Raw genomic sequence first — 25,283 nt, 5'->3', positions numbered from 1 at the left:
TCAGTTATACCGCCCGGGCTCAGCGCAGACGCTCCTTCGCGGCGAGCACGCGGAGCACCGCTGCGTCGACCTTCGCGGCGAACGCCGCGTCGGTCGTCGCGCGCTCGACGACGGCCGCGACCATGGGCTGAACGACGCTCGGGTCGGCGGACGCGAGCACCATGTCGCCGCCCGCGTCGATCGTCAGGACGGCGCGCTCGGCGGGCGACCACGCCTGCACCTGCTGGGCCGCGGAGACGTCGTCGGTGATGACGACGCCGTCGAACCCGAGGTCGCCGCGGAGCATCCCGTCGACGACGACGGGCGAGAACGCCGCGGGCAACGAGCCGTCGATCTGCGCGTAGACGGCGGTGGACGTCATGACGAACGCGGCGCCCGCCTCGATCCCCGAGGCGAAGACGGCGACGGACGGGTCGTCGCGGGTCGTCACGTCGTCCGTGACGCCCGCGTCGGTGTCCGTGTTCTCGGTAACGCGGCCCAGCCCCGGGAAGTGCTTGATCGTCACGTCCACCCCGGACGCCTCCATGCCGGCGCTGAAGGCGTTCGCGTGGGCCGTCACCGCGTCCGGCGTGGACCCGTAGTTCCGCTGGAAGTACCCGATCGGCGGGTTCTGCGCAGCCGTGCCCTCGGGCACGAGGTCCATCACCGGCGCGAGGTTGAGGTTCACGCCGGCCGCCGCGAGCTCGCCGCCCCACGTCGTCGCGTCCGCCTGCAGCGTCGCGGGGTCGAGCGTCGCCTGGTCCGTGGCCGTGGGGATCTGCGAGAACCCGGGTCCGCGCAGCACCTGCACGTAGCCGCCCTCCTGGTCCGTCGCGACGAACAGCGGGGTGCCGTTCGTCGTCTCCGGCGAGACGAGCGCCGTGAAGCCGGCGACGAGGTCGGCCGTCGGACCGGTGCCCGCCTGCGACCGCCCGGCGAGGAACACGTTGCCGACGTGGAACTGCGACACCGCGTCGTAGCTCACCTGCTGCGGATCGCTCACGTCGACGCCGACCATGAAGAGCTGCCCGACCTTCTGCTCGAGCGTCCACCCGGCCAGCGGGTCCTCGGGCGGGGTGGACGGCGTCGGGGGAGTGGCCGACGGCGACGGCTCGGGCGAGGCGCTCGGCGCGCCCGACGGTGACGGGACCGGGGCGGGGCCCGGACGGGTGAGGTACCACGCGACCGCCGAGACGGCGGCGAGCGTGGCGACGACGGCGACGACGATCCAGGTGGTCCGGGCACGGGGGGTCAAGGGCGGCACCTCCAGCGGCCACCGTAGCCCGACCGCGTTCGACGGGCGGAACCTGGTGCGGCGCGACATGATGCCCGCACGGGGTGCCGCGTCCCGGGGCAAGGGTGCGTCGGGACACGCGTGCCGCAGCCGACGTCACCGATCCTGGAGCACGGCATGACCTACCGCTCGCCCACCCGTCCCGTCGTCCTCGACCGTGCTCGTCGGGTCACCGCGGCACTCGTCGCCGCCGTGCTCGCGCTGGCGGGTGCGGTCGCGCTGGTGGCCGGCCCGCAGGCCCGGCCCGCCGCGGCGGCGATCGGGTTCTGCCCCGACCCCGACGACTTCCCGAACGTCGGACCCGTGCCGGTCCCGGGTTTCACCGACAACAACGTCGCCGTCTACGCGGGCGGGAACTACACGGCGACGGGGACCTCGGCCGAGAGCGAGGGCGTGCTCGTCGTGCGGGGCGACGCGACGTTCGACACCCCGGGGAGCTTCAACGTGGGCACGGTCGGCGCCGGCTCGGGCATCGTGCCGGAGCCGGGGTCGCCCATGCTGCACGTCGGCGGCGTGATGAGCATCGCCGCCGGGACCAACGTCATCGTGGGCGCCAACCTCGACGGCGGCGGCGCGGTGCACGTCGGGGGCGACCTGGAGGACGCGGGCGGGCTCGACACCAACGGGGGCGCGGTCGAGACGAACATGGGCACGGACGCCGCGCTCGCCCCGTGGGAGGGGTTCCAGACCGTGATCGTCGACGAGTCGGCCGTGCTCGGCGCGGTCCCGGCGACCGGGACCGCGGCGCGCGACGGAGGGCGCGTCACGTTCACCAGCACCGACCCGAGCAACACGACGCTCCAGGCGTTCACCGTCGACGCGGCCGTCCTCGACGGCGCGTCGGAGTTCTTCTTCGAGGGCGTCCCGGACGGCGCACCCGTCGTCGTGAACGTCGTCGGCGACGCGCCCGTCACGGTCTCGGCCGCCTACGTCGACATCAACGGCGCGCGCGTCGACGACCCGGCGAACATCGGCAACGCCGCGGCGCGGCTGATGTGGAACTTCACGGGGAGCGGCGACGTCACCGTGAGCGGCGCGGGGCAGTGGGTCGGCTCGATCCTCGCCCCGTCCGCGGACCAGGTGACGCTCACGTCGAGCACCAACGGGCGCGTCTACGCGGGCAACGACCTCACGACGTCGGGCAGCGGCAACGAGCAGCACAACTACCCCTGGATCGGCCCGGGGCCGTTCAGCTGCATCCCGTCGGCGAGCTTCGTCGTCCAGAAGACCGTCACGGGCGAGGCCGCCGCCGACGTGCCCGCGGACACGACGTTCGACGTCGAGTACACGTACGAGGAGCCGGACGGGACGACCGGCGGCGACACGCTCGTCGTGCCGATCAGCGGCGCGCTCGTCAGCGGCCCGACGCTCCCCGTCGGCACCGTCGTCACGATCACCGAGACCGACCTGCCCACGGTGCCGGGCGTCGAGTGGGGCACGCCCGTGATCCAGGTGAACGGGGAGCCGCTCGGCGACCCCGCCCAGTTCACGATCCAGGAGAACCAGACCGTCACCGTGACCGTGGTGAACACGGCGAACGGCGGTGCCGTCCCGGTGGTGGGCGGGTTCTCCGTGGCCAAGGCCGTGACGGGCGACGCCGCGGGGCTCGTCCCCGACGACACCGCGTTCCTCGTCGACTGGGACGCCACGCTCCCTGAGGGGGTCACGTACGACGGCGACCTGTCGGGCACGCTGACCGTCCTCGCGGACGGGACCGTGGTGGACGGCCCGTCCGACCTGCCGGTCGGCACGACCGTCACGCTCACGGAGCAGACGCCGCTGCCGGAGGTCGAGGGCGTGGAGTGGGGCGACCCCGTGCTCAGCCCGGCGTCGCCGATCACGATCGTCGAGGGCGCGACCGGGGTCGCGGTCACGGTGACCAACGTCGCGGACGCCGTGGTCGGGGGCTTCACGGTCCAGAAGGTGCTCGAAGGCGACGCGGCCGACGTCGTCCCGTCCGAGACCGCGTTCCTCGTCGACTGGACGGCGACCGTCCCCGCGGGTGTCGCGTACGACGGCGACACGTCGGGCACGCTGACCGTCCTCGCCGACGGGACCGTGACGGACGGCCCGTCCGACCTGCCGGTCGGCACGACCGTGACGCTCGTCGAGCAGCAGCCGCTGCCCGACGTCGACGGTGTCGTCTGGGGCCTGCCGACGCTCGAGCCCGCGTCTCCGATCACGATCGTCGAGGGGCCGACGAGCGTCGCCGTGACCGTGACCAACACGGCGATCGCGCCCGAGGAGGTCGGCGGGTTCGCGGTGCAGAAGACCGTCACGGGCGACGCGTCCGGGGCCGTGCCGCCGGGCACCGCGTTCGTCGTCGCCTGGGAGGCGGAGGTTCCGCCCGACTCCGGCTACGAGGGTCCGACCTCCGGGAGGGTGACCGTGCTCGCGGACGGGACCGTGGTGGACGGCCCGCAGGACCTGCCCGCGGGCACGGTCGTGACGTTCGCGGAGCAGACCATGCCCGACGTCCCCGGCGTGGACTGGGGGCAGCCGACCGTCTCGCCCGGCACCGTCACCATCGGTGAGGGGGACGCGGTCGCGGGCGTGGTCGTGACGAACACGGCGACCGCGCAGGTCGGCGGGTTCTCGCTCGCGAAGACGGTCGAGGGCGACCTCGCCGGGAGCGTGCCCCCCGGGACGGCGTTCGAGGTCGAGTGGTCCGCGACCCTGCCCACGGGCTTCACGTACGACGGCCCCCTCACGGGGACGCTGACCGTGCTCGCGGACGGCACCGTGGTCGACGGCCCGCAGGACCTCCCGGTCGGGACGGTCGTGACGTTCACCGAGATCAACCTGCCGGAGGTCGACGGCGTCGTCTGGGGCGCCCCCACGTTCTCCCCGGAGGCCGTGACGGTCGGCGACGAGGAGAACACCCTCGTCACGCTGACCAACACCACGCAGGACGTGGCCGAGGTCGGCGGGTTCTCCGTCGCCAAGGAGGTGACCGGCGACCGCGCGGACCTCGTGCCCGCCGGAACCGAGTTCACCGTCGCGTACTCGTACGAGCTCGACGGCACCCTCGTCGGCGGCTACCTCCAGGTCCCGGCGGACGGGACGGTCGTCGCCGGCCCGCAGAACCTCCCGGTCGGCACGGTCGTCACCTACACGGAGGCGGACCTGCCCGACCTCCCCGGCGTCGCGTGGGGCGTCCCGACGTTCAGCCCGCCGACGGTCGTCGTCGGCGACGGGCAGAACACGCTGGTCACCGCGACCAACACGGCGAACCAGGCGCTCGGCGGGTTCTCCGTGGTCAAGCGGGTGACCGGCGAGGCGTCCGACGCCGTCCCCCCGACCACGGAGTTCGTCGTGGGCTACGCGTACGACGGCCCGGACGGCGCCGTCACCGGATCGCTCACCGTCCGCGCCGACGGGGTCGCCGTCGACGGCCCGCAGGACCTGCCCGTGGGGACGGTCGTCCGGCTCACCGAGACCGACCTGCCCGAGATCGGCGGGGTCGACTGGGGCACGCCGACCTTCACGGTCGACGGGACGGCGGTCACCGAGGTGACGGTCGGCGACGGCACGGTGGTCGTGACGCTCACCAACACCGCGGACGACGAGGAGCTCGCGATCACCGGCACCGACGCGGTGCTCGTGACCGTCCTCGCCCTGGCGTTCCTCGGGACCGGCAGCGCGCTCCTGCTGCTCCGCGCCCGGCAGCGCCGCCTCGCCTGACGCGCACCGATCGGCGGCCGGCACCCGCGCGGGTGTCGGCCGTCGTCGCGCCGGGAGGACGAGGTAGGACCGACCGGACCAAACCGTCTCAAGAGGACGAGACCGAGATCACAGCGCAGAATGCGTCATGGGGGAAGAGCAGCGATGTCTCAGAGACAGAGGACGGCGCCGCGACCCGGGGCGCCGTCGCCGGCCTGACCAGGAGCACGCATGACCCGAGGTTCCCGCCCCCGCACGCTCGACCCCCTGCGCCGCGTCGTCGCCGCCGTCACGGCCGCGACGCTCGCGCTCGCCGGGGCGGTCGTGCTCGTCACCGGGCCCCAGGCCGCACCCTCGTTCGCCGCGGTCGGGCAGTGCCCCGACCCGGGCCAGTTCCCCGGCATCGGGAACCTGCCCCCGAAGTTCACGGACAACAACGTCTCGGTGTACGCCGGGGGGAACTTCCTCGCCACGGGGTCGGCCTCGGAGGCCGAGGGCGTGCTGGTCGTCGGCGGGAATGCGACGTTCAACCGGACTCTCAGCGGGAACTCGTTCAACGTCGGCACGGTCGGGGCGGGTTCGCAGATCGCACCGGACCCCGGCACGGTCATGCTCCACGTGGGTGGCACCCTCGACGTGGTCGCACCGACGAACGTCATCGTGGGGGCCGGCTACTCGGGCCAGGGTGGCGGTGACGTCCAGGTCGGCGCGGCGAAGACCGGTGGAGGGACGGTGGACACGAACGGCGGGGAGCTGCGGCCGAACCTCGGCACGGCGCCCGCGCTCGCGCCGTTCGGTGACTTCGGGGACCAGGTCTCCCAGGCGTCGACGACGTTCGCCGGTCTGACCGGGACACCCGTCGCGGTGGCGGGCAACATCGCGACCTTCGACGGCTCGACGAGCACCGACCTGCACGTGTTCACGGTGGACGCCGCGGCGCTCAACGGCGTGAACACGCTCAACTTCGACGGGTTCGCCGACGGCTCCCCGATCGTCATCAACGTGGTGGGCGGCCCGGTCGACTTCCAGCCCAACTACTTCGCCGCGAACAACGTCCGGTTCGACGACTTCGGGAGCCCGGACTTCGGCAACTGGGCCTCGCGGATCATGTGGAACTTCGTCGACGCCGACGCGGTCCAGCTCGGCCCGGCCGGGGCGGCGCAGTTCATGGGGTCGGTCATGGCACCGGCGGCGGACGTCCAGCTGTACAACCACATGAACGGGCGGGTGTACGTCGGCGGCGACCTCACGTTCGGCGGCGAGGGCTCGCAGAGCGGCCTGGAGATCCACAACTACCCGTGGATCGGTCCGGGGCCGTTCAACTGTGTCCCGACCTCCAGCTTCGTCGTGCAGAAGACGGTGACGGGCGCCGCCGCGGCGGACGTCCCGGCCGGGACGGTGTTCACCGTCCACTACTCCTACGTCACGCCGGCACCGGACAGCGAGACCGGCGAGGGTGACCTCGAGGTCCCGCTCAACGGCAACCTCGTCCCGGGCCCGGACCTCCCCGTCGGGACCGTCGTGACGGTCTCGGAGCCGACCCTGCCGGAGGTCGACGGCGTCTCGTGGGGGTCGCCGGTGTTCCGGGTCAACGGGAACGAGCTGGGCTTCCCGGCCGAGTTCACCGTCCCCGCGGACGGCACGATGGCGAGCGTGTCCGTCGTCAACACGGCGAACGTCGGCGCACCCGCCGGCGGGTTCTCGGTGCAGAAGGCGCCGCTCCAGGGCAACGCGGCGGGCGCCGTGGACCCCGCGACGGAGTACCAGGTCGACTGGGCGGCGACGCTCCCCGAGGGGGCGACGTACGACGGCGACCTGACGGGCACGCTCACCGTGCTCGCGGACGGCGCGGTCGTCGACGGCCCGCAGGACCTGCCGGTCGGCACGACCGTGACGTTCACGGAGGTGACCCCGGACCCGGTCGACGGCGTCGTCTGGGCGACGCCCGTCGTCGAGCCCTCGACCGTGACGGTCGGTGAGGGGCAGAACACGCTCGTCACGGTGACGAACACGGCGACCACGCAGGTCGGCGGGTTCACGGTCGTGAAGATCGTGGACGGCGACGCCGCGGGGCTCGTGCCGGACGACACGGCGTTCACGGTGACGTGGACGGCGGAGATCCCGGCGGGCGTCGTCTACGACGGCGAGACCGAGGGGCAGGCGGTGATCCTCGCGGACGGCACCCCGTACGCCGGTCCGGTCGACCTCCCCGTCGGGACGGTCGTCACGTTCACGGAGGTCGCGCCCCCGGCGGTCGACGGCGTCGTCTGGGGCACGCCGTCCATCAGCCCGGCCGAGCTCACCGTCGGGCAGGGGCAGCCCGCGATCGTCCAGGTGACGAACACCGCGAGCACCGTGAACGGTGGGTTCACGCTGCAGAAGGAGGTCATCGGCAACGCGTCGGGTGCGGTGCCGGGGGACACGGCGTTCCTCGTCGACTGGTCCGCGACCCTCCCGTCGGACGTGACCTACGGCGGGCCGCTCGCCGGCACGCTGACGGTGCTCGCGGACGGGACGGTGGTGGACGGTCCGCAGGACCTGCCGGTCGGGACGGTCGTGACGTTCGCCGAGCAGACGCCGTTCCCCGTGGTCGACGGCGTCCAGTGGGGCGACCCGATCATCTCGCCCGAGTCGCTCGTCGTGAGCGAGAACGGCGGGCAGCCGGTCGCGGTGACGGTCACGAACGTCGCGACGTCCGTCGTCGGCGGGTTCTCGCTGAGCAAGGCGCTCGCGGGAAACGCGGCCGGCGCCGTGCCGGACGACACCGAGTTCCTCGTCGACTGGTCGGCCGTGCTGCCGACGGGTGTCACCTACGACGGCGACCTGTCCGGGACGCTGACCGTGCTCGCGGACGGGACGGTCGTCGACGGGCCGCAGGACCTGCCGGTCGGCACGGTCGTCACGCTCACCGAGCAGACCCCGCTGCCCGAGGTGCCGAACGTCGTCTGGGGAGACCCGTCGTTCGACCCGGGCGCTCAGGTGACCGTCACCGAGAACGACGGCGCCCCCGTCGCGGTTACGGTGACGAACACCGCGACCAGCACCGTGGGCGGTTTCGCCGTCGCCAAGGACGTCGTCGGCGACGCCGAGGGCCTCGTGCCCGGGACCACGCCCTTCTCGGTGACGTGGGTCGCGACGCTGCCCACCGGCGTCACCTACGACGGCTCCCTCACGGGGACGCTGACCGTCCTGGCCGACGGGACGGTCGTGGACGGCCCGCAGGACCTCCCGGTCGGGACGACCGTGACGTTCTCCGAGACGTCGCTCCCGACGATCCCGAACGTCGTCTGGGGCGACCCGTCGTTCGACCCCGCCACGCTGACCGTCACGGAGACCGGGGACACCCCGACGCTCGTGACCGTGACGAACACGGCGTCGAACGTCGTCGGCGGCTTCACGCTGCAGAAGGACGTCCAGGGGAACGCGGCCGGGATCGTGCCCGACATCACCACCTTCACGGTCACCTGGACCGCGGTCCTGCCCCCGGACGTCGCCTACGACGGCCCGCTCACCGGGACTCTGACCGTCCGGGCCGACGGGACGGTCGTGGACGGCCCGGCGGACCTCCCGGTGGGCACCGTGGTGACCTTCGCCGAGCAGACCCCGCTGCCCGAGGTCGGCGACGTCGTGTGGGGACCGCCGTCGTTCTCGCCGGCCCAGCTCACGGTCACCGAGAACGACGGCGAGCCCGTCGCGGTCACGGTGACGAACACCGCGAACGCGGTCGTCGGGTCGTTCGGCGTCGCGAAGGCGCTCGCGGGCAACGCCGCCGGGCTGGTGCCCCGCGACACCGCGTTCCTCGTGGACTGGAGCGCGGACATCCCGGACGGCGTCGACTACGACGGCGACACGTCCGGCACCCTCACCGTCCTCGCCGACGGCACGGTCGTGGACGGCCCGACCGACCTGCCCGTCGGGACGGTCGTGACCCTGAGCGAGCAGACCCCGCTCCCGGAGATCGACGGCGTCGTGTGGGGCACGCCGTCCTACGACCCGGGGACCACGGTCACCATCACCGAGAACGCCGGCGCGCCGGTCGTCGTGACGCTGACGAACACCGCGACCACGGTGGACGGCGGGTTCTCGGTCGCCAAGGCGCTGACCGGGAACGCGGCCGGGCTGGTGCCCGGTGACACCGCGTTCCTCGTCGACTGGTCGGCGGTGCTGCCCGACGGCGTCACGTACGGGGGCCCGCTGACCGGGACCGTGACCGTGCTCGCGAGCGGGGCCGTCGTCGACGGCCCGCAGGACCTCCCCGTGGGCACCACGGTGACGTTCACCGAGCGCGCCCCGCTGCCGTCGGTCGACGGCGTGGTCTGGGGCGTGCCGTCCTTCGCGCCCGCGTCGACGCTCGTCGTCGTGGAGAACGGGGGCGACCCCGTCACGGTGACGGTCACCAACACGGCCTCGACGGTGGACGGCGGGTTCACGGTGGCCAAGGCCGTGACCGGGAACGCCGCCGGCCTCGTGCCGGACGACACCGAGTTCGTCGTGGGCTGGAGCGCGACCCTCCCCGAGGGCGTGACGTACGACGGCGACCTGTCCGGGACGCTGACGGTGCTCGCCGACGGGACGGTCGTGGCCGGCCCGGCCGACCTCCCCGTGGGGACGGTCGTGACGTTCACGGAGCAGACGCCGCTCCCGGAGGTCGACGGCGTCGTGTGGGGCGAGCCCGTACTCGACCCCGGAGCCGAGGTGACGATCGTCGAGGGCGCGACGGGCGTCGCGGTGACGGTGACGAACACGGCGAGCACCGTGAACGGCGGCTTCGCGCTCGCCAAGTCGGTCGCGGGGAACGCGGCCGGCGCGGTGCCGGGCGACACGGCGTTCCTCGTGGACTGGACGGCGACGCTCCCCGACGACGTGACCTACGACGGTGACCTGTCCGGGACGCTGTCGGTCCTGGCGGACGGGACCGTCGTGGACGGTCCGCAGGACCTGCCCGTGGGCACGGTCGTGACGTTCGCGGAGCAGACGCCGCTGCCCGAGGTGCCGAACGTGGTGTGGGGCACCCCGACGTACGCGCCGGGCGCCGAGCTGACGATCACCGAGAACGGTGGTGCACCCGTCGCGGTGACGGTGACGAACACGGCGATGAGCGTCGTCGGCGGGTTCACGGTCCACAAGGCGCTCGCGGGGAACGCCGCCGGAGCGGTGCCGGACGAGACCGCGTTCCTCGTCGACTGGACCGCGGCGGTCCCCGACGGGATCGACTACGACGGCGACGTGTCCGGGACCCTCACGGTGCTCGCGGACGGGACGGTCGTGGACGGTCCGGCCGACCTCCCGGTGGGCACCGTGGTGACCTTCGCCGAGCAGACCCCGCTCCCCGACGTGCCGAACGTGGTCTGGGGGACGCCGACGTTCGCGCCGAGCGCCCAGGTGACGATCGTCGAGGGCGCGACGGGCGTCGAGCTCACCGTGACGAACACGGCGACGAGCGTCGTCGGTGGCTTCACGCTGCAGAAGGACGTGACCGGGAACGCCGCGGGCCTCGTGCCGGGCGACACCGCGTTCTCCGTGACCTGGGTGGCGACGCTCCCTGCGGGCGTGACGTACGACGGGTTCCTCACCGGGACGCTGACGATCCTCGCGGACGGCACGGTCGTGGACGGACCGCAGGACCTGCCGGTGGGCACCACGGTGACGTTCACCGAGGCGACGCCTCCCGCGGTCGACGGCGTCACGTGGGGCGCGGTGTCCGTGGACCCCGCCACGCTGACGGTCGCCGAGAACGGTGGGGCGCCGTCCGCGGTGACCGTGACGAACACCGCGAACGCGGTGACCGGGTCGTTCGGGGTGGCCAAGGCGCTCGCGGGGAACGCGGCCGGCGCGGTCCCGGACGACACGGCGTTCCTCGTCGACTGGACCGCGACGATCCCGGCCGGGGTCGACTACGACGGCGACACATCCGGCACGCTGAGCGTGCTCGCGGACGGGACCGTCGCGGACGGTCCGGCGGACCTGCCGGTCGGCACGGTCGTGACGTTCGCGGAGCAGACGCCGCTGCCCGAGGCGCCGAACGTGGTGTGGGGGACGCCGGAGATCTCGCCGGAGTCGGTGACGATCGCCGAGGGCGACGAGCCGGTCGTGGTGACGGTGACGAACACGGCGACGAGCGTCGTCGGCGGGTTCTCGCTGGCGAAGTCGGTCGTGGGCGACGCGGCCGGGATCGTGCCCGACGACACGGCGTTCCTCGTCGACTGGACCGTGACCCTGCCGGGCGGCGTGACCTACGACGGCGACCTGTCCGGCACGCTGACGGTGCTCGCCGACGGGACGGTCGTCGACGGCCCGCAGGACCTCCCCGTCGGGACGGTCGTGACGTTCGCGGAGCAGACGCCGCTCCCCGCCGTGCCGGGCGTCGTCTGGGGCGAGCCGTCGTTCGCGCCGGGTGCCGAGCTGACGATCGTGGAGAACGACGGGCAGCCCGTCGCGGTGACGGTGACCAACACGGCGACGAGCGTCGTCGGCGGGTTCGCCGTGCAGAAGGCGCTCGCGGGCGACGCGGCGGGCATCGTGTCGGGCGGGACGGAGTTCCAGGTCGGCTGGTCCGCGACGCTGCCGGACGGCGTGACGTACGCGGGCGACCTGTCCGGGACCCTGACGGTGCTCGCGGACGGGACCGTCGTGGACGGCCCGCAGGACCTCCCCGTCGGGACGGTCGTGACGCTCGCGGAGCAGACGCCGCTGCCCGGGGTCCCGAACGTCGTGTGGGGCGACCCGGTCGTCTCCCCGGAGTCGGTCACCGTCACGGAGACCGGCGAGACGCCGACCCTCGTGACGGTGACGAACACCGCGACGAGCGTCGTCGGCGGGTTCGCCGTGGCCAAGGCGCTCGCCGGGAACGCGGCGGGGGTCGTGCCGGACGGCACGGCATTCCTCGTCGACTGGTCCGCGACGCTGCCGGACGGCGTGACGTATGCGGGCGACCTGTCCGGGACCCTCACGGTGCTCGCGGACGGGACCGTCGTGGACGGCCCGCAGGACCTGCCGGTGGGGACGGTCGTGACGTTCGCCGAGCAGATGCCGCTGCCCGACGTGCCGGACGTCGTGTGGGGGACCCCGGAGATCTCCCCGGAGTCCGTGACGATCACGGAGACCGGGGACACCCCCACCACGGTCACCGTGACGAACACGGCGACGAGCGTCGTCGGCGGCTTCACGCTGCAGAAGTCCGTCATCGGTGACGCCGCGGGGATCGTGCCGGGCGACACGGAGTTCTCCGTGACGTGGGTCGCGACCCTCCCGCCGGACGTCACGTACGACGGGTTCCTCACCGGGACGCTGACGATCCTCGCGGACGGCACGGTCGTGGACGGACCGCAGGACTTGCCGGTCGGGACCACGGTGACCTTCACCGAGGCCACCCCGCCGACGGTCCCGGACGTCACGTGGGGCGCCGTGTCCGTGGACCCGGCGCAGCTCGCGGTCACGGAGAACGACGGCGAGCCCGTCGCGGTCACGGTGACCAACACCGCGAACGCGGTGACCGGGTCGTTCGGGGTGGCCAAGGCGCTCGCGGGGAACGCGGCCGGCGTGGTGCCGGACGACACGGCGTTCCTCGTCGACTGGACGGCGACCCTGCCCGACGGCGTGACGTACCCCGGCCCGCTCACCGGCACCCTCACGGTGCTCGCGGACGGGACCGTCACCGACGGCCCGGACGACCTGCCGGTGGGGACGGTCGTGACGTTCGCGGAGCAGACGCCGCTGCCCGAGATCGCGGACGTGGTCTGGGGCACCCCGGAGATCTCGCCGGAGTCGGTGACGATCGCCGAGGGCGGCGAGCCGGTCGTGGTGACGGTGACGAACACGGCGACGAGCGTCGTCGGCGGGTTCTCGGTGGCCAAGGCGCTGGCAGGGAACGCGGCGGGGATCGTGCCGGACGACACGGCGTTCCTCGTGGACTGGTCGGCGACGCTCCCCGCGGGCGTCACCTACCCCGCCCCGCTGACGGGCACCGTCACGGTGCTCGCGGACGGGACGGTCGTGGACGGCCCGCAGGACCTCCCCGTGGGGACGGTCGTGACGTTCGCGGAGCAGACGCCGCCGAACGTGCCGGACGTCGTCTGGGGCACCCCGACGATCTCGCCGGAGTCGGTGACGATCACCGAGACCGGTGAGACCCCGACGGCGGTCATCGTGACGAACACGGCGACGAGCGTCGTCGGCGGGTTCACGGTCCAGAAGGTCGTGGACGGGGATTCGGCGGGCGTCGTCCCGGGCGACACCGCGTTCGACGTGGACTGGTCCGCGACGCTGCCCGACGGCGTCACCTACGAGGGTGAGCTCGCGGGCACGCTGACGGTGCTCGCGGACGGGACCGTCGTGGACGGTCCGCGGGACCTGCCCGTGGGCACGGTCGTGACGTTCGCGGAGCAGACGCCGCTGCCGGAGGTCCCGGGCGTGGCGTGGGGCGAGCCGAGCCTCGACCCCGAGGGTGCGCTGACGATCACGGAGAACGACGGCGAGCCGGTGGCGGTGACCGTCACGAACACCGCGGACACCGTGCTCGGCACGTTCACCGTCGCCAAGGCGCTCACCGGCGCCGCGGCCGGCGCGGTCCCGGAGGACACGGCGTTCACCGTGACGTGGTCGGCGACCGTGCCCGACGGCGTCGTATTCGATGGCCCGACGAGCGGCACGCTCACCGTGCTCGCGGACGGGACGGTCGTCGACGGGCCCGCGCTGCCGTACGGCTCCGCCGTGACGCTCGCCGAGCCGACGTTTCCCGACGTCCCCGGGATCGCGTGGGGCACGCCGACGTTCGACCCGGCCACGGTCGTGGTCGGGGGCGCCGACGCGCCGGTGGCGGTCACGGTGACGAACACGGCGGTCGCGCAGGCCGGCGGGTTCACCGTGCACAAGGAGGTCGGCGGCGACGCCGCGAGCCTCGTCCCGTCCGGTACCGCGTTCCAGGTCGCCTGGACCGCCGTGCTCCCGGCCGGGGTCGAGTACGACGGCGCCACGGAGGGCACGCTCACCGTCCTCGCCGACGGGACCGTGGTCGCCGGGCCGCAGGACCTGCCCGTGGGGACCGCGGTGACGTTCACCGAGCGCACCCCGCTGCCGGAGGTCCGGGGCGTCCTCTGGGGCGAGCCGACGTTCGCGGTGGACGGGGTGGCCGTCGACCCGGCGACCCTCACGGTCGTCGCGGACACCGCGGTCGCGGTCACCCTGACCAACACCGCGAACGACGCGCACCTCGTCGGCGGGTTCGCCGTGCACAAGGTCGTCACCGGGAACGCGGCGGGCCGGGTGCCCGACGACACCACGTTCACGGTCACCTGGACCGCGGACGTCCCGGGCGGGACGCTCTACGACGGCCCGACGTCGGGGCGCCTCACGGTCCGCGCCGACGGCACGGTCGTCACGGGCCCCGCGGACCTCCCCGAGGGGACCGTCGTGACGCTCGGCGAGGTCGACCTGCCGAGCATCGACGGCGTCCGGTGGGGCGCGCCGGCCTTCACGGTCGACGGCGAGCGCACCACCGGGCTGACCGTCGCCGTCGGCGAGCTGGCGGACGTGACGCTCACCAACACGGCGAGCACGACCGGGGGGCTCGCCGTGACCGGCGCGACCACGGGCGGGCTCGTCGGCCTGGGCGCGCTCCTCGTCCTCGGCGGGGCCGCGCTGCTCACCGTGACGAGGCGCCGCCCGTCGTCGTAGCGGGAGCGGCGCCCGACCTCAGTCGTGGCCCGCGAGCGTCCCGAGCGCCTTGGTCCACAGCGCGTGCGCGCGCTCCGCGCGCTCGGCCGTCTCGATGTTGCGCTCGACGACGCGCACGCGCGTCCCGGAGTCGTCCGGCTCGAGCGTGATGGCGATGTCGTGGTAGTTCTCGGGGACGTCGGGAAGGCCCATCGTCGGGGAGAAGTGCGTGAAGTGCAGCAACCGCGGGCGCTCGACCGCGACGACGGTGCCCCAGTCCGCGAACTCGCGGCCCATGTAGTGCCCCTCGAACGTCACGGGGCTGCCGGGCCGGAAGTCGGTCTCGACGTTCATGCCGAGCATCCAGCGGGCGCTCGGGTGCAGCAGCTCGGCCCACACGACCTGCGGCGGCCGCGCGACGTGGATCTCGGCGGTCGTGCTGTGCTCGGTCAGGGTCGGGTCGGTCATGAGTACCTCCGGGGGGCTCGGGGGCGCGGTCCGCTTCTGGGGCGACGGTAGACCCTCCGGGCGGCACCGGCAGCCGGTAGGTTCGGGCGCGTGACCCGACTCGTGCTCGTCCACGGCCGCGACAACCAGGGCCTCGACGCCGACGTCCTCGACCGCACCTGGACCACCGTGCTGGACGCGGGGCTGCGCGCGGCGGGGTCGAGCCGCGTGCTGCACGACGCCGACACGTCGTTCGTCTTCTACGGCGACACCCTCGCGGGGCTCGTCGCGGGAGACGCAGAGCCGCCGGCGGTGACGGTGCACGCGCTGGCGGCCCTGCCCGGCGACGAGCTCGCGTTCGTCGCGGCCGTCGTCGAGGAGGTGCTGCGGGGAGCGGGAGCGGGCGTGCCGGCGCGCCCCGAGGGCGCCGGGGCCGGTGCGGGGGAGTGGCTGAACCTGCTGCTGTCCGCGCTCGACCGGTACGTGCCCGGCCTGAGCAGCGGCGTCGTCGTGCTGCTCGCGCGCGACGTGTGGGCGTACCTGCACGACGACGCCGTGCGCAGGACGATCGACGACGCGCTCGCGGCCGCGATCCCGACCGACGGCCGGGCCGTCGTCGTCGCGCACTCGCTCGGGTCGGTCGTCGCGTACTCGGTGCTGCGCGAGCACCCCGACGCCGCGCGGTGGGACGTGCCGCTGCTGCTCACGCTGGGCTCCCCGCTCGCGATCCGGGCGATCCGCGACGTCCTCGCCGCGCGCGCCCCGCTGCGCGTGCCCGCGCCGGTGCGCCGCTGGGTCGCGGCGCGCGACCGCCGGGACGCGCTCGCGCTCCACGGCCTCGGACCTGCGGCGTTCCCGCTCGACCCGCCGAGGCCCGCGATCGAGGAACTCGTCGTCGCGAACGCGGCGCCGGGCCACCACGCGGCAGCCGTGCTGCTCTCCGACGGCAGCCCGGCGGGCTACCTCGCGCTCCCGGAGGTGGCGGGCACGGTGGCGGCCGCGCTGGACGGCTGACGCGACCTGTCAGCGCGAGGTCGCGGCAGGGCGCGACGTCGTGCTGACAGGTTCACGACACGCCGTGGAGGCGCGCGTGCAGCGACCGGATCTCGGGGGCGAGCTCGTAGGCCGGGCCGCGCACGGGCACGCCCGGCGCGACGTCGCCGATCGCGAGCGGGCGCACGGGTCCGGGCGCCACGCGCCACTCGTCGAGCCAGCCGACGAGCTGCGTCGTGCTCGACGCGTAGACGATCGGCCCGAGCCCGACCCAGGCGTGCGCCGCGCTGCACATCGCGCAGTGCTCGCCGGACGTGTAGACGGTCGCGTCGCGACGCTCCTCGGGCGTCAGGTGCTCGGCGGCCCAGCGGGCGATCTCGAACTCCGGGTGCCGGGTCGCGTCGCCGTCCTTCACGCGGTTGCGGTCCTCGAACCGCACGGCTCCGTCGCGGTCGACGAGGAGCGAGCCGAACGGCTCGTCGCCGTCGTCGAGCGCCTCGCGCGCGAGCTCGACGCAGCGGCGCAGGTGCACGAGGTCGTCCGGGGTGGGGAGGGTCTCGGGAGTCATGGCGCCCATCCTCGCCCGGTCAGCGCGCGAGCGCGAGGACGCTGCGCACGTCCGCGACGAACCCGTCCACGTCGTCCGGGGTCGTGTCCCACGCGCACATCCACCGGACCTCGACCCGGTCGGCGGTCTCGCCCGGTCCCCAGTCGTAGAAGCGGTGGCGCTCGCGCAGGCGCTCCACGGCCGCGCGGGGGAGCGTCGCGAAGACCGCGTTGACGAGCGTGGGCTGCGTGAAGGCGAGGCCGGTCGGGGTGGCGCGCACGGCGTCGTCCGGCCCGAGCGCGGCGGGGACGACGACGTCCGCGAGCCCCGCGCGCAGGCGCGCCGCCATCGCGTTCGCGCGCCGTGCGTTGCGCAGCCAGAGCTCGTCCGCGTCCGCGATCTCGTCGACCTCGGCGACGGCGTCGCCCACCGGCTCGAACAGCGCGAGGAGCTGCGCGGAGACGTAGCGCATCTTGGACGCGAGCTGCATCGTCGCCTTGCGCACGAACTCGACGCCGTCGACGGCCGACGGGTCGAGCACGACGACCGCCTCCCCGAGCGCGAGCCCGTTCTTGGTGCCGCCGAACGACAGCACGTCCACGCCCGCGTCGGTCGTGAGGGCGCGCAGCGGCACGTCGAGCGCGGCGGCGGCGTTCGCGAGGCGCGACCCGTCGAGGTGCACGCGCATGCCGCGCGCGTGCGCGGCGTCGGCCACCGCGCGGATCTCGGCGGGCGTGTAGAGCGTGCCGAGCTCCGTGGCCTGCGTGAGGGACACGACGAGCGGCTGCGCGCGGTGCGGGTCGCCGAGGTCGCCCGCGAACCGCTCCACGGCGTCGGGCGTCAGCTTCCCGTCCGGCGCCGGGACCGCGAGCACCTTGATCCCGCCGACGCGCTCGGGCGCACCGTTCTCGTCCGTGTTGAGGTGCGCGTGCTCGGTCGCGACGACCGCGCCCCAGCGCGGCAGCATGGCCATGAGCGCCACGACGTTCGCACCCGTCCCCGTGAGCACCGGGTAGGCCGTGGCGTCCGGGCCGAAGCGGGACCGTACGGCGTCCTGGAGGCGTGCCGTCCACGGGTCCTCGCCGTACGAGATCTCGTGCCCGGCGCTCGCCGCGGCGAGCGCGGCGAGGACGTCAGGATGGGCGGGGGAGTAGTTGTCCGAGGCGAACGACGTCACGTGCCCAGGGTAGGCCGCGGCCGGTCACCGCCGCCCTGGGCGGGCCGTGACCGGCCGGGCGACCGGCTCACGCGACGAAGGTCCGCCAGGCGCCGCAGTCCTTGATCGGGCCGCCTGCCGAGAGGTCCTGCCGGCACGCACGGACCGACACGGACTTCCCCTTGGACATGCCGCTCGAGTACCAGTACACGCTCGAGCCGACCCCGTCGCTCGCACGGACGGTCTTCGTCGTCCCGTCGAACCGGACCTGCGCGACGGCGCTGGCGCCGTCCTTGCGGTTGTCGACGACCGCGACGTACGCGCTGTGGCGCCCCGGGTCGTTGGGGGCGAACGTCGCCCTCGCGTAGTGCGGGCTGCCGGCGCTGTAGACGGTGCCGGAGGTGCCCGCGGAGGCGCCGATCGCGGTCCCGAGCACCAGGGCGCCGGCCATGGCGGCGACGGCGACGAGCTGACGAGTCCTCATGTGTGCTCCTTCCAGGGGCCGCTCCGTCCGGAGCGGCGACCAGCCGTGACGGCGGACGTCCGGATCGTAGGCACCACCGGCTCGGACCGGCCATGGGCACCCGTCCCCATGGGGGACGAGCGGCGGCCCCGCCGCGCGCGAGCGGGGCGCGGCGCGCCTAGCGTCGAGGAGGGACGCCGCGGGCGTCCCGAGGAGCCGTACCGAGCAGCACGGAGGTGCAGCCATGACCACGAACCCTGACGAGCCGGGCACGGAGCCGGTCCCTCCGGTCGAGCCCACGGTCGAGCCGCCGAAGTCCCCGGGACCGCCCCCGGACCCGTCGGAGCCGCCGCGCGACCCGAGCCACGCGGACCCGGTCCCCGGCGAGCCGCGACCGTCCGACCCGGTCCCTGACTCGCCGCCCGACTGGCCGTCGTCGCCGGGCCGGCCCGTCGGCCCGGACGAGCCGAGCCACGACGACTGAGGACGGTCCGCGCGTCGCGCTCCCGGGTGCGGCTGAACGGCCGCCGGATCACAGGAGCCGGCGCGAGCCCGGGTGCGTGACGCGCAGCCAGCGGTAGCCGTAGCCGTCGAGCCGGACCTCGGCGGTCCCGTCGGGGTCCGGCTCGACGTCGTCCGCGTCGAGCAGGTCGACGAGGCGCGCCTCCGCGGGCAGGTCGCCGAGCGCGAGCCGGACGACGACCGGGTCCGCGGACAGGTTGTGGACGGTGAGCATCGACGCCTCCTGCCACGTGCTGCGCAGCGCGAGGACCGACGGTTCCGGCTGGTCGAGCACGTCCACCTCGCCCCAGCCGAGCTCGGGGCACTCGCGGTAGCGGTGCGCGAGCAGGCGCACGAACGTCAGCAGCGAGTCCGGGTCGCGCCGCTGGTCCGCGACGTTGACGTGCTCGGGAGCGTAGCCATCCGTGGGCACCGGGCCGGCGAGCCGGCGCGCGGGGGCGCGCGAGAAGCCGCCGTTGCGCTCCGACGTCCACTGCATCGGGGTCCGCACGGCGAGCCGGCCGTCCGCGGCGAGGTTCTCGCCCATGCCGATCTCCTCGCCGTAGAAGAGGACCGGCGTCCCCGGGAGCGCGAAGAGCAGCGAGTACACCATCCGGACGCGGCGCGGGTCGCCGCCCAGCATGGGTGGGAGCCGACGGCGCAGCCCCCGCCCGTAGAGCTGCATGTCCTCCTCGGGCCCGAACGCGGCGAAGACCTCCTGGCGCTCGTCGTCGGAGAGCTTGTCGAGCGTCAGCTCGTCGTGGTTGCGCACGAACGTCGCCCACTGCGCGTCGTGGGGGATCGGGGGGCGCGCGGCGAGCGACGCGGCGAGCGGCCCGGCGTCGTGCCGCGCGAGCGACAGGTACAGCGCCTGCATGCCGTTGAAGTCGAACTGGAGCGTCAGCTCGGAGCTCGACGGTCCGGACTCGCTCCCGTCCCCCGTCCCGTCGTCGCCGAAGTAGAGGCGCTGCTCCGCGAACGGCAGGTTGACCTCGCCCATGAGGATCGAGTCGCCCGCGCGGCGCGAGAGGAACGAGCGCAGCGCGCGCAGGAAGTCGTGCGGGTCCTCGATCTCGTCCGACGGGTTCGCCGCCGCGTCCCCGAGGAAGAACGGGACGGCGTCGACCCGGAAGCCCGAGAGGCCGAGCTGGATCCAGTAGCCCATCGTCTTCGCGATCGCGTCCCGGACCTTCGGGTTGGCGGTGTTGAGGTCCGGCATGTGGCGGTAGAAGCGGTGGCGGTACCACTCGCCCGTGCGATCGTCCTTCGTCCAGATGCCCTCCTCCTGGTCGGGGAAGATCACCTGGTCCGTCGTGGGCGGCGGCTCGTCGGCGCGCCACACGTAGAAGTCGCGGTACGGGTTGTCCGTGCTCGCGCGCGAGGCCTTGAACCACGGGTGGCGGTCGGACGTGTGGTTGACCACGAGGTCGGCGATGACGCGGATGCCGCGGTCGTGGGCCGTCCGGACCAGCTCGACGAGGTCCCCGACGTCGCCCAGCCGCGGGTCGACCGCGAGGAAGTCGGTGATGTCGTACCCGTCGTCGCGGTCGGCGGTCGGGTAGAACGGCATGAGCCACAGGCACGTGACCCCGAGGTCGGCGAGGTGGTCGAGGCGCTGCACCAGCCCGGCGAGGTCGCCCACGCCGTCGTCGTCCCAGTCCATGAACGTCTCGACGTCCAGGCAGTAGACCACCGCGTTCTTCCACCAGAGGTCGCCCGTGTCGCTGATCCTCACGCCGCACCCCCGCCGGTCGTCGTGGTCGCCGTCCGCAGGAGCGGCAGCAGCGTCTCGCCCGCCGCGTCGAGGAACGCGTCCTGCCCCTGCCCCACGTGGTGCAGGTAGACCTCGTCGAACCCGCACGCCGCGAGCTCGGCGACGCGGTCCGCGAACCGCTCGGCGTCGTGCTCGACGAGGACCGTCCCGCGCACCTCCTCCGGACGCACGAGGTCCGCGACGGCGTCGAACTGCTCGGGCGTCTCCAGGTGCCAGCTCACGCTCGGCGGCAGCAGGTTGGAGCGCCACTGGTCGTGCGCGACGGCGAAGGCGGCCTCGTCGTCGTCGCCCCACGCGACGTGGACCTGGAGGGCCAGCGGCCCCCGGCCGCCCGCGTCGCGGTACTCGCCGACGACACGGCGCAGCGACTCGACCGGCTGGTTGACGGTCACGAGACCGTCGGCCCAGTCCGCGTGCCGGCGCGCCGTCGCCGGGGTGACGGCCGGGCCCACGAGGCGCGGGACGACGTCGGGCAGCGACCACACGCGCGCACGGTCCACGGTGACGTGGCCGTGGTGCGTGACCTCCTCGCCCGCGAGCAGCGCGCGGATCACGTCCACGCACTCGCGCAAGCGTGCGTCCCGCTCGGCCTTGGTGGGCCACGGGTCGCCCGTGACGTGCTCGTTCATGGCCTCGCCCGAGCCGAGCGCCGCCCAGAACCGGCCCGGGAACATCGCACCGAGCGTCGCGACCGCCTGCGCGACGACCGCCGGGTGGTAGCGCTGGCCGGGCGCCGTGACGACGCCGAACGGCAGGTCCGTGCTGGCGAGCGCGGCGCCGAGCCAGGACCAGGCGTGCCCCGACTCGCCCTGCCGCACGCTCCAGGGCGCGAGGTGGTCGGAGCACATCGCGGCGTCGAACCCCACCTCCTGGGCACGCCGTGCGGCACCCAGCAGAGGGCCCGGGGCGATCTGCTCGTGGGACGCGTGAAAACCGAGGGAGGCCATGGCGCCAGTGAACCGAGGGTCCGGGTGACACGCTCGGCGAGGAGGGGGACCGGTGGAGGGATCGTGCGCGCTCCGCAGGAGGCGCCCCGTCCCGCGACGGCCCTCGTACGCTGACGCGATGCGCCTGCTGACCTGGACGTTCGCCGCCTACCTCGCCGCGGTCCTCGTCGTGACCCTGTGGCCGTCGCCGCAGTCCACCGACGCGCCCGGCTGGGCCACGGCGACCCTCGGGTTCCTCCACGGCCTCGGGATCCCGATCACCCTCCCGGTGCTCGAGGCGCTCGCGAACGTCGTCATGTTCGGGCCCTTCGGCGTGCTCGGGGTCCCGCTCCTGCGCGGCGCGACCGCCCGACGGCGCGGCGCACCCCTGGGCGTGCGGCGCACCGTCGGCGTCGTCACCCTCGCGGGCTGCGCGCTGTCGGTCGCGATCGAGCTGACCCAGAACATCCTGCCGGGCCGCGTCCCGACCGTCCAGGACGTCGTGATGAACACCGCCGGCGCGCTCCTGGGCGCGGCGCTCGCCGCCGGCGTCGTGCTCGCCGTCGGCGCGCGCCGACCCGTCACCGGGTGAGCGCGCTGTCCCCGCACAGGTGGACCGGCATGCCGAGCGCGGCGAAGAACGCGGCCTTGGCCTCGAGCGCGCGGTCCGCGGTGCCGGCGTCGGGCGCGTACGCGACGTTCAGGTGGTTCGCCTTGTGGCGGGCCATGAACTGGTCGCGGCTCACGCCGTGGAGCACGGCGTGCATGATCGGCCACTCCGGGTTCGTCGCCTCCTTGCGCCGACGCGTCTCCTCCTCGGGGAGCGACAACGCCGAGGCCCGGCCGAGGTCGACCTGCAGGACGCCGTCGGCGATGTAGACGCGGGACCAGACGATCTCGCCGGCCCGGGAGACCCCGTTGAGGGTGGAGCCGCCGGCCGGAAAGAAGACGGGATCCTGGCGCCAGCCCTCCGCGCCCGCGTAGCCGCCCTCGAGGTGCGAGGCGGGTACCGAGCCGGAGATCTCGAAGACCCACACGAACTGCCCGTCGAACTCCTCGCCCCAGCGCACGTCGTGCAGCGTGGTGGCCGGGTCGAGCCCCATCGCCGTCCACAGCCGGTTCGTGACGAGCGCGTCGACGGCGACGCCCTCGTCGGCCTCGTTGAAGTGGGGGAACGCCTGGCCGTCCCACAGGATCCGCTGCCCGTCGCGCGAGCGGACCGGCGGGCGCTGCACGTTGTTGAGCAGCCCTTCCGCGAGGTCGGACGCGGGACAGATGTCCTTGAGGCCCTGCTGGTACTGGATGCCGACCGCGTCGAGCCCGAAGTCGTCGGCGATCCGGAGGGCCGCGACGTACATCTTGTGCTGCCAGCGGAGCTGCGCGGGCGTGAGCTCGGTCGCCTCGTCGGTCCCGAGCCGGAAGGTCATCCCCGCGTCCTCGAGCCAGCGCTGGACCGCGTCTGCCTCGTCGTCGGTCACGCGCTGCATCTCCGCCCAGAGCGCGGACTGCGACAGACGCTCCTTGTAGATGCCGAGCCCGTTGAGCAGCTCGTCGTCGAAGATCGCGTTGTACATCCCCATGCAGCCCTCGTCGAAGACGCCGATGATCGCCTTCTCCCGCAGGAGCTGGGCCGCGAGGGCCTCGCCGAGCTGCTTCTCCGGGGTGTCCGCGAGGGCGGGGAGCGCGTGGGCGTGGGAGTCGTCGTGGTCGATCGTCCCGGTCGCGACCCACGAGCGGATCGCGTCCTGGAACCAGGCGTCGGTCCCGTCGACGGTCCACACGGTCGAGTACGGCGTGCCCATCTTGGTGAGGCCGGCGTTCAGGCCCAGGAGCCCGACGAGCCCCGGCCAGTCGCCCGCGAAGTTCGCGGCGGTGAGGATCGGGCCACGGTGCGTGCGCAGGCCGGCGAGCACGTGGTGGCTGTACTGCCACACCGCCTCGGCGACGACGAGCGGCGCGTCGGGCGGGATGGTCGCGAACACGTCGAGCCCCATGCGCTGCGAGCTGATGAAGCCGTGCCCGGTCTCGGGGTCGACGTCGTTGGCGCGCACGACCTTCCAGCCGTTCGCCGCGAACGCGTCGGTGAGCACGCGTTCGAGCTCCACCTGCGTCGGCCAGCCTGCGACGTTCGCGGACTCGCGCAGGTCGCCCGACGCGACGAGGTAGACCGTGCGCTCGGGGGCCCGGGCCTCCGGTGCGAGCTCGGGGACGGCGTAGGTGCTGGTCATGCGGGTGCTCCTTCGAGAGTGGCGCGGTGGGTGGAGAGGGTGGCGGAGGGGCGCTCCGGGGCGGCGGGACCCGCGGTGCGGCCGGTCCGGCGGGCGAGCGCGTGCACGACGTCGCGCGTCGCCGGGTAGAGCGTGCGGTAGAGGCCGTAGAGCTCGTCGTACGCGGAGCGCGTCCCCGGGTCGGGCTCGACGACACGTGCCGGGGGGTTCCACGCGGCGACGTCGAGGAGCCGCCCCTCCTCGTGCACGAGCCCGGCGGCGAGCATCGCGGCGCCGTAGCTCGCGCCGATCGTCCGCGTCGGGACGACCTGGGGGAGCCCGGTCACGTCGGAGACGACCTGCGTCCACAGGTCGCCCTGGGTGCCGCCGCCCACGGCGACGACCCGGGAGATGTCGGCCCCGGCGTCGCGCAGGGTCTCGACGTTGTGCCGCACGCCGAACGCCGTGGCCTCGAGCGCCGCGCGGTAGAGGTCGCCGCGCGTGTGCGTCACGGTGAGGCCGGCGACGACGCCCCGCGCGTCGGGGTCCTGGACCGGGGTCCGCTCGCCCGCGAGGTAGGGGAGCATGAGGAGGCCGCGCGCGCCCGGCCCGGAGGCAGCGGCCTCGGCGAGCAGCTCGGGGTAGCCGGCCCCGGTCAGGTCGCGGAGCCACGACGTGATCGCTCCCGACGTCGCCATGCCCCCGGCCAGGTTGTGGGTCCCGGGGTAGGCGCCGACGGTGCCCCACATCGTCTCGCTGCGCAGGGGCTCGGCGACGGTGGCGACGAGGAACAGGGTCGTGCCGTACATGAGCATGAGGTTGCCGACGTGCGTCGCGTCGACGCTCACGGCCTCGGACCAGGCGTCGATCGTCCCGGTGACGACCGGCGTGCCTGCCGGGACCCCGGCGAGGGGCTCGCGCGTCACGCCTGCGGCCTCGCCCGGCCAGCGCAGGGCGGGGAGCTCGAGGCCGGGGGCGACGAGGTCGGCCCAGTCGTCGATCCACTCGTGCGTGCGCGGGTCGTAGAGGGGCGTCGACTGGGACGCGGAGTGGTGGTCGAGCACGTAGGCGCCGGTGAGCCGGAACGCGAGGTAGGACGCGGGCATGAACAGCCGCCGGGCGCGGGACCAGGCCTCGGCCTCGTGCTCGCGGACCCAGGCGATCTTGGGTCCCGCGGCCTGGGACGAGAGCGCGGAGCCGCAGCGGTCGAGGACGGTCGCGCGCCCCAGCGCGGCGTCGAGCGCGGCGATCTGACGCGTCGCGCGCGTGTCGACGCCGTACAGGATCGCCGGGCGCACCGGCGTCCCGACGTCGTCCGTCAGCAGGACGCACGGACCCATGCCCGACACCCCGACGGCCGCGACCTCGAGGTCGGCGGGCACGTCGGAGCCGCGGACGGCGCCCGGGGCCAGGTCGGCCGTGAGCTCGGTGACGATCGCGACGAGCTCGTCCCACCAGACGGCGGCGTCCATCTCGACGTGGCCGGGAGCGGGCCGGTCCACGGTGTGGGCGCGGGTCGTCGAGCGGAGGATCGCGCCGTCGGGTCCGACGAGCACGCCCTTGGTGCTCGAGGTGCCGACGTCGACGCCGACGAGGCCCGGGGTCACGGGAGGTCTGGGCATGCCGACCAGCATGACAGAAATCGATTACAGAAACAACGGTCGCCCCGACCTGCACTCTTG

General features: G+C 74.0%; 14 protein-coding genes. 5 read left to right on the top strand and 9 right to left on the bottom strand.

The window, feature by feature from the left end; all coding sequences use genetic code 11:
* Positions 1-19: 19 nt before the first annotated feature.
* Positions 20-1,243: a glycoside hydrolase family 3 N-terminal domain-containing protein gene (locus tag NHH00_RS17245; protein WP_253054545.1), complete on the bottom strand. Its 1,224-nt coding sequence runs from the start codon at positions 1,241-1,243 to the stop codon at positions 20-22.
* 147 nt (positions 1,244-1,390) lie between these two features.
* On the opposite strand from NHH00_RS17245, the gene NHH00_RS17240 reads away from it, so the two are divergent.
* Positions 1,391-4,957, top strand: a complete 3,567-nt coding sequence (locus tag NHH00_RS17240) for a DUF5979 domain-containing protein (RefSeq protein ID WP_253054543.1) — start codon at positions 1,391-1,393, stop codon at positions 4,955-4,957.
* Between the two features lie 210 nt (positions 4,958-5,167).
* On the top strand, positions 5,168-14,608 hold the full coding sequence (locus NHH00_RS17235) for a DUF5979 domain-containing protein (RefSeq protein ID WP_253054541.1): 9,441 nt from the start codon (positions 5,168-5,170) through the stop codon (positions 14,606-14,608).
* Between the two features lie 18 nt (positions 14,609-14,626).
* Here NHH00_RS17235 and NHH00_RS17230 read toward each other — a convergent pair whose 3' ends face one another.
* Entirely contained in the window at positions 14,627-15,055 is a 429-nt protein-coding gene (locus tag NHH00_RS17230) for an SRPBCC family protein (RefSeq protein ID WP_253054540.1), read from the bottom strand.
* A 90-nt stretch (positions 15,056-15,145) separates the two neighbouring features.
* Between NHH00_RS17230 and NHH00_RS17225 the strand changes: the two genes are divergently transcribed.
* Positions 15,146-16,048 carry a hypothetical protein gene (locus NHH00_RS17225; RefSeq protein WP_253054538.1) on the top strand — a complete coding sequence of 301 codons (903 nt, stop codon included), beginning with the start codon at positions 15,146-15,148 and terminating at the stop codon, positions 16,046-16,048.
* 52 nt (positions 16,049-16,100) lie between these two features.
* On the opposite strand, the gene NHH00_RS17220 is transcribed toward NHH00_RS17225, so the two are convergent.
* The 3 genes from NHH00_RS17220 to NHH00_RS17210 all read right to left on the bottom strand — a co-directional run bounded on the left by NHH00_RS17220 (position 16,101) and on the right by NHH00_RS17210 (position 18,214).
* Complete coding sequence (locus NHH00_RS17220) at positions 16,101-16,595, bottom strand: nucleoside deaminase (protein ID WP_253054536.1); 495 nt, start codon at positions 16,593-16,595, stop codon at positions 16,101-16,103.
* A gap of 19 nt (positions 16,596-16,614) precedes the next feature.
* Positions 16,615-17,751: a threonine aldolase family protein gene (locus NHH00_RS17215; RefSeq protein ID WP_253054534.1), complete on the bottom strand. Its 1,137-nt coding sequence runs from the start codon at positions 17,749-17,751 to the stop codon at positions 16,615-16,617.
* A gap of 67 nt (positions 17,752-17,818) precedes the next feature.
* Positions 17,819-18,214: a hypothetical protein gene (locus NHH00_RS17210; RefSeq protein ID WP_253054532.1), complete on the bottom strand. Its 396-nt coding sequence runs from the start codon at positions 18,212-18,214 to the stop codon at positions 17,819-17,821.
* Positions 18,215-18,437: 223 nt separating this feature from the next.
* Here NHH00_RS17210 and NHH00_RS17205 point away from each other — a divergent pair, with 223 nt between their 5' ends.
* Positions 18,438-18,677: a hypothetical protein gene (locus NHH00_RS17205; protein WP_253054529.1), complete on the top strand. Its 240-nt coding sequence runs from the start codon at positions 18,438-18,440 to the stop codon at positions 18,675-18,677.
* A gap of 48 nt (positions 18,678-18,725) precedes the next feature.
* On the opposite strand, the gene NHH00_RS17200 is transcribed toward NHH00_RS17205, so the two are convergent.
* Positions 18,726-20,429 (bottom strand): alpha-amylase family protein, encoded by a 1,704-nt coding sequence (locus NHH00_RS17200; RefSeq protein ID WP_253054527.1) that lies wholly within the window; start codon positions 20,427-20,429, stop codon positions 18,726-18,728.
* Positions 20,426-21,415, bottom strand: a complete 990-nt coding sequence (locus NHH00_RS17195; RefSeq protein ID WP_253054525.1) for a TIGR03885 family FMN-dependent LLM class oxidoreductase — start codon at positions 21,413-21,415, stop codon at positions 20,426-20,428. Before NHH00_RS17195 ends, NHH00_RS17200 begins: the two co-directional genes overlap by 4 nt.
* 118 nt (positions 21,416-21,533) lie before the next feature.
* Between NHH00_RS17195 and NHH00_RS17190 the strand changes: the two genes are divergently transcribed.
* On the top strand, positions 21,534-21,986 hold the full coding sequence (locus NHH00_RS17190; protein ID WP_253054523.1) for a VanZ family protein: 453 nt from the start codon (positions 21,534-21,536) through the stop codon (positions 21,984-21,986).
* Here NHH00_RS17190 and NHH00_RS17185 read toward each other — a convergent pair.
* Together NHH00_RS17185 and NHH00_RS17180 are read right to left on the bottom strand one after the other, a co-directional pair.
* Complete coding sequence (locus NHH00_RS17185) at positions 21,976-23,622, bottom strand: fucose isomerase (RefSeq protein WP_253054521.1); 1,647 nt, start codon at positions 23,620-23,622, stop codon at positions 21,976-21,978. The two genes, NHH00_RS17190 and NHH00_RS17185, sit on opposite strands and share 11 nt — an antisense overlap.
* The gene (locus NHH00_RS17180; RefSeq protein ID WP_253054519.1) at positions 23,619-25,223 is read right to left on the bottom strand and encodes an FGGY-family carbohydrate kinase; all 1,605 of its coding nucleotides are present in this window, start codon (positions 25,221-25,223) and stop codon (positions 23,619-23,621) included. Before NHH00_RS17180 ends, NHH00_RS17185 begins: the two co-directional genes overlap by 4 nt.
* Positions 25,224-25,283 lie beyond the last annotated feature (60 nt).

Source organism: Cellulosimicrobium cellulans (assembly GCF_024124905.1).
GTDB classification, from domain to species: Bacteria; Actinomycetota; Actinomycetes; order Actinomycetales; family Cellulomonadaceae; genus Cellulosimicrobium; species Cellulosimicrobium cellulans_G.
This window is presented reverse-complemented; position numbering and strand designations above follow the sequence as displayed.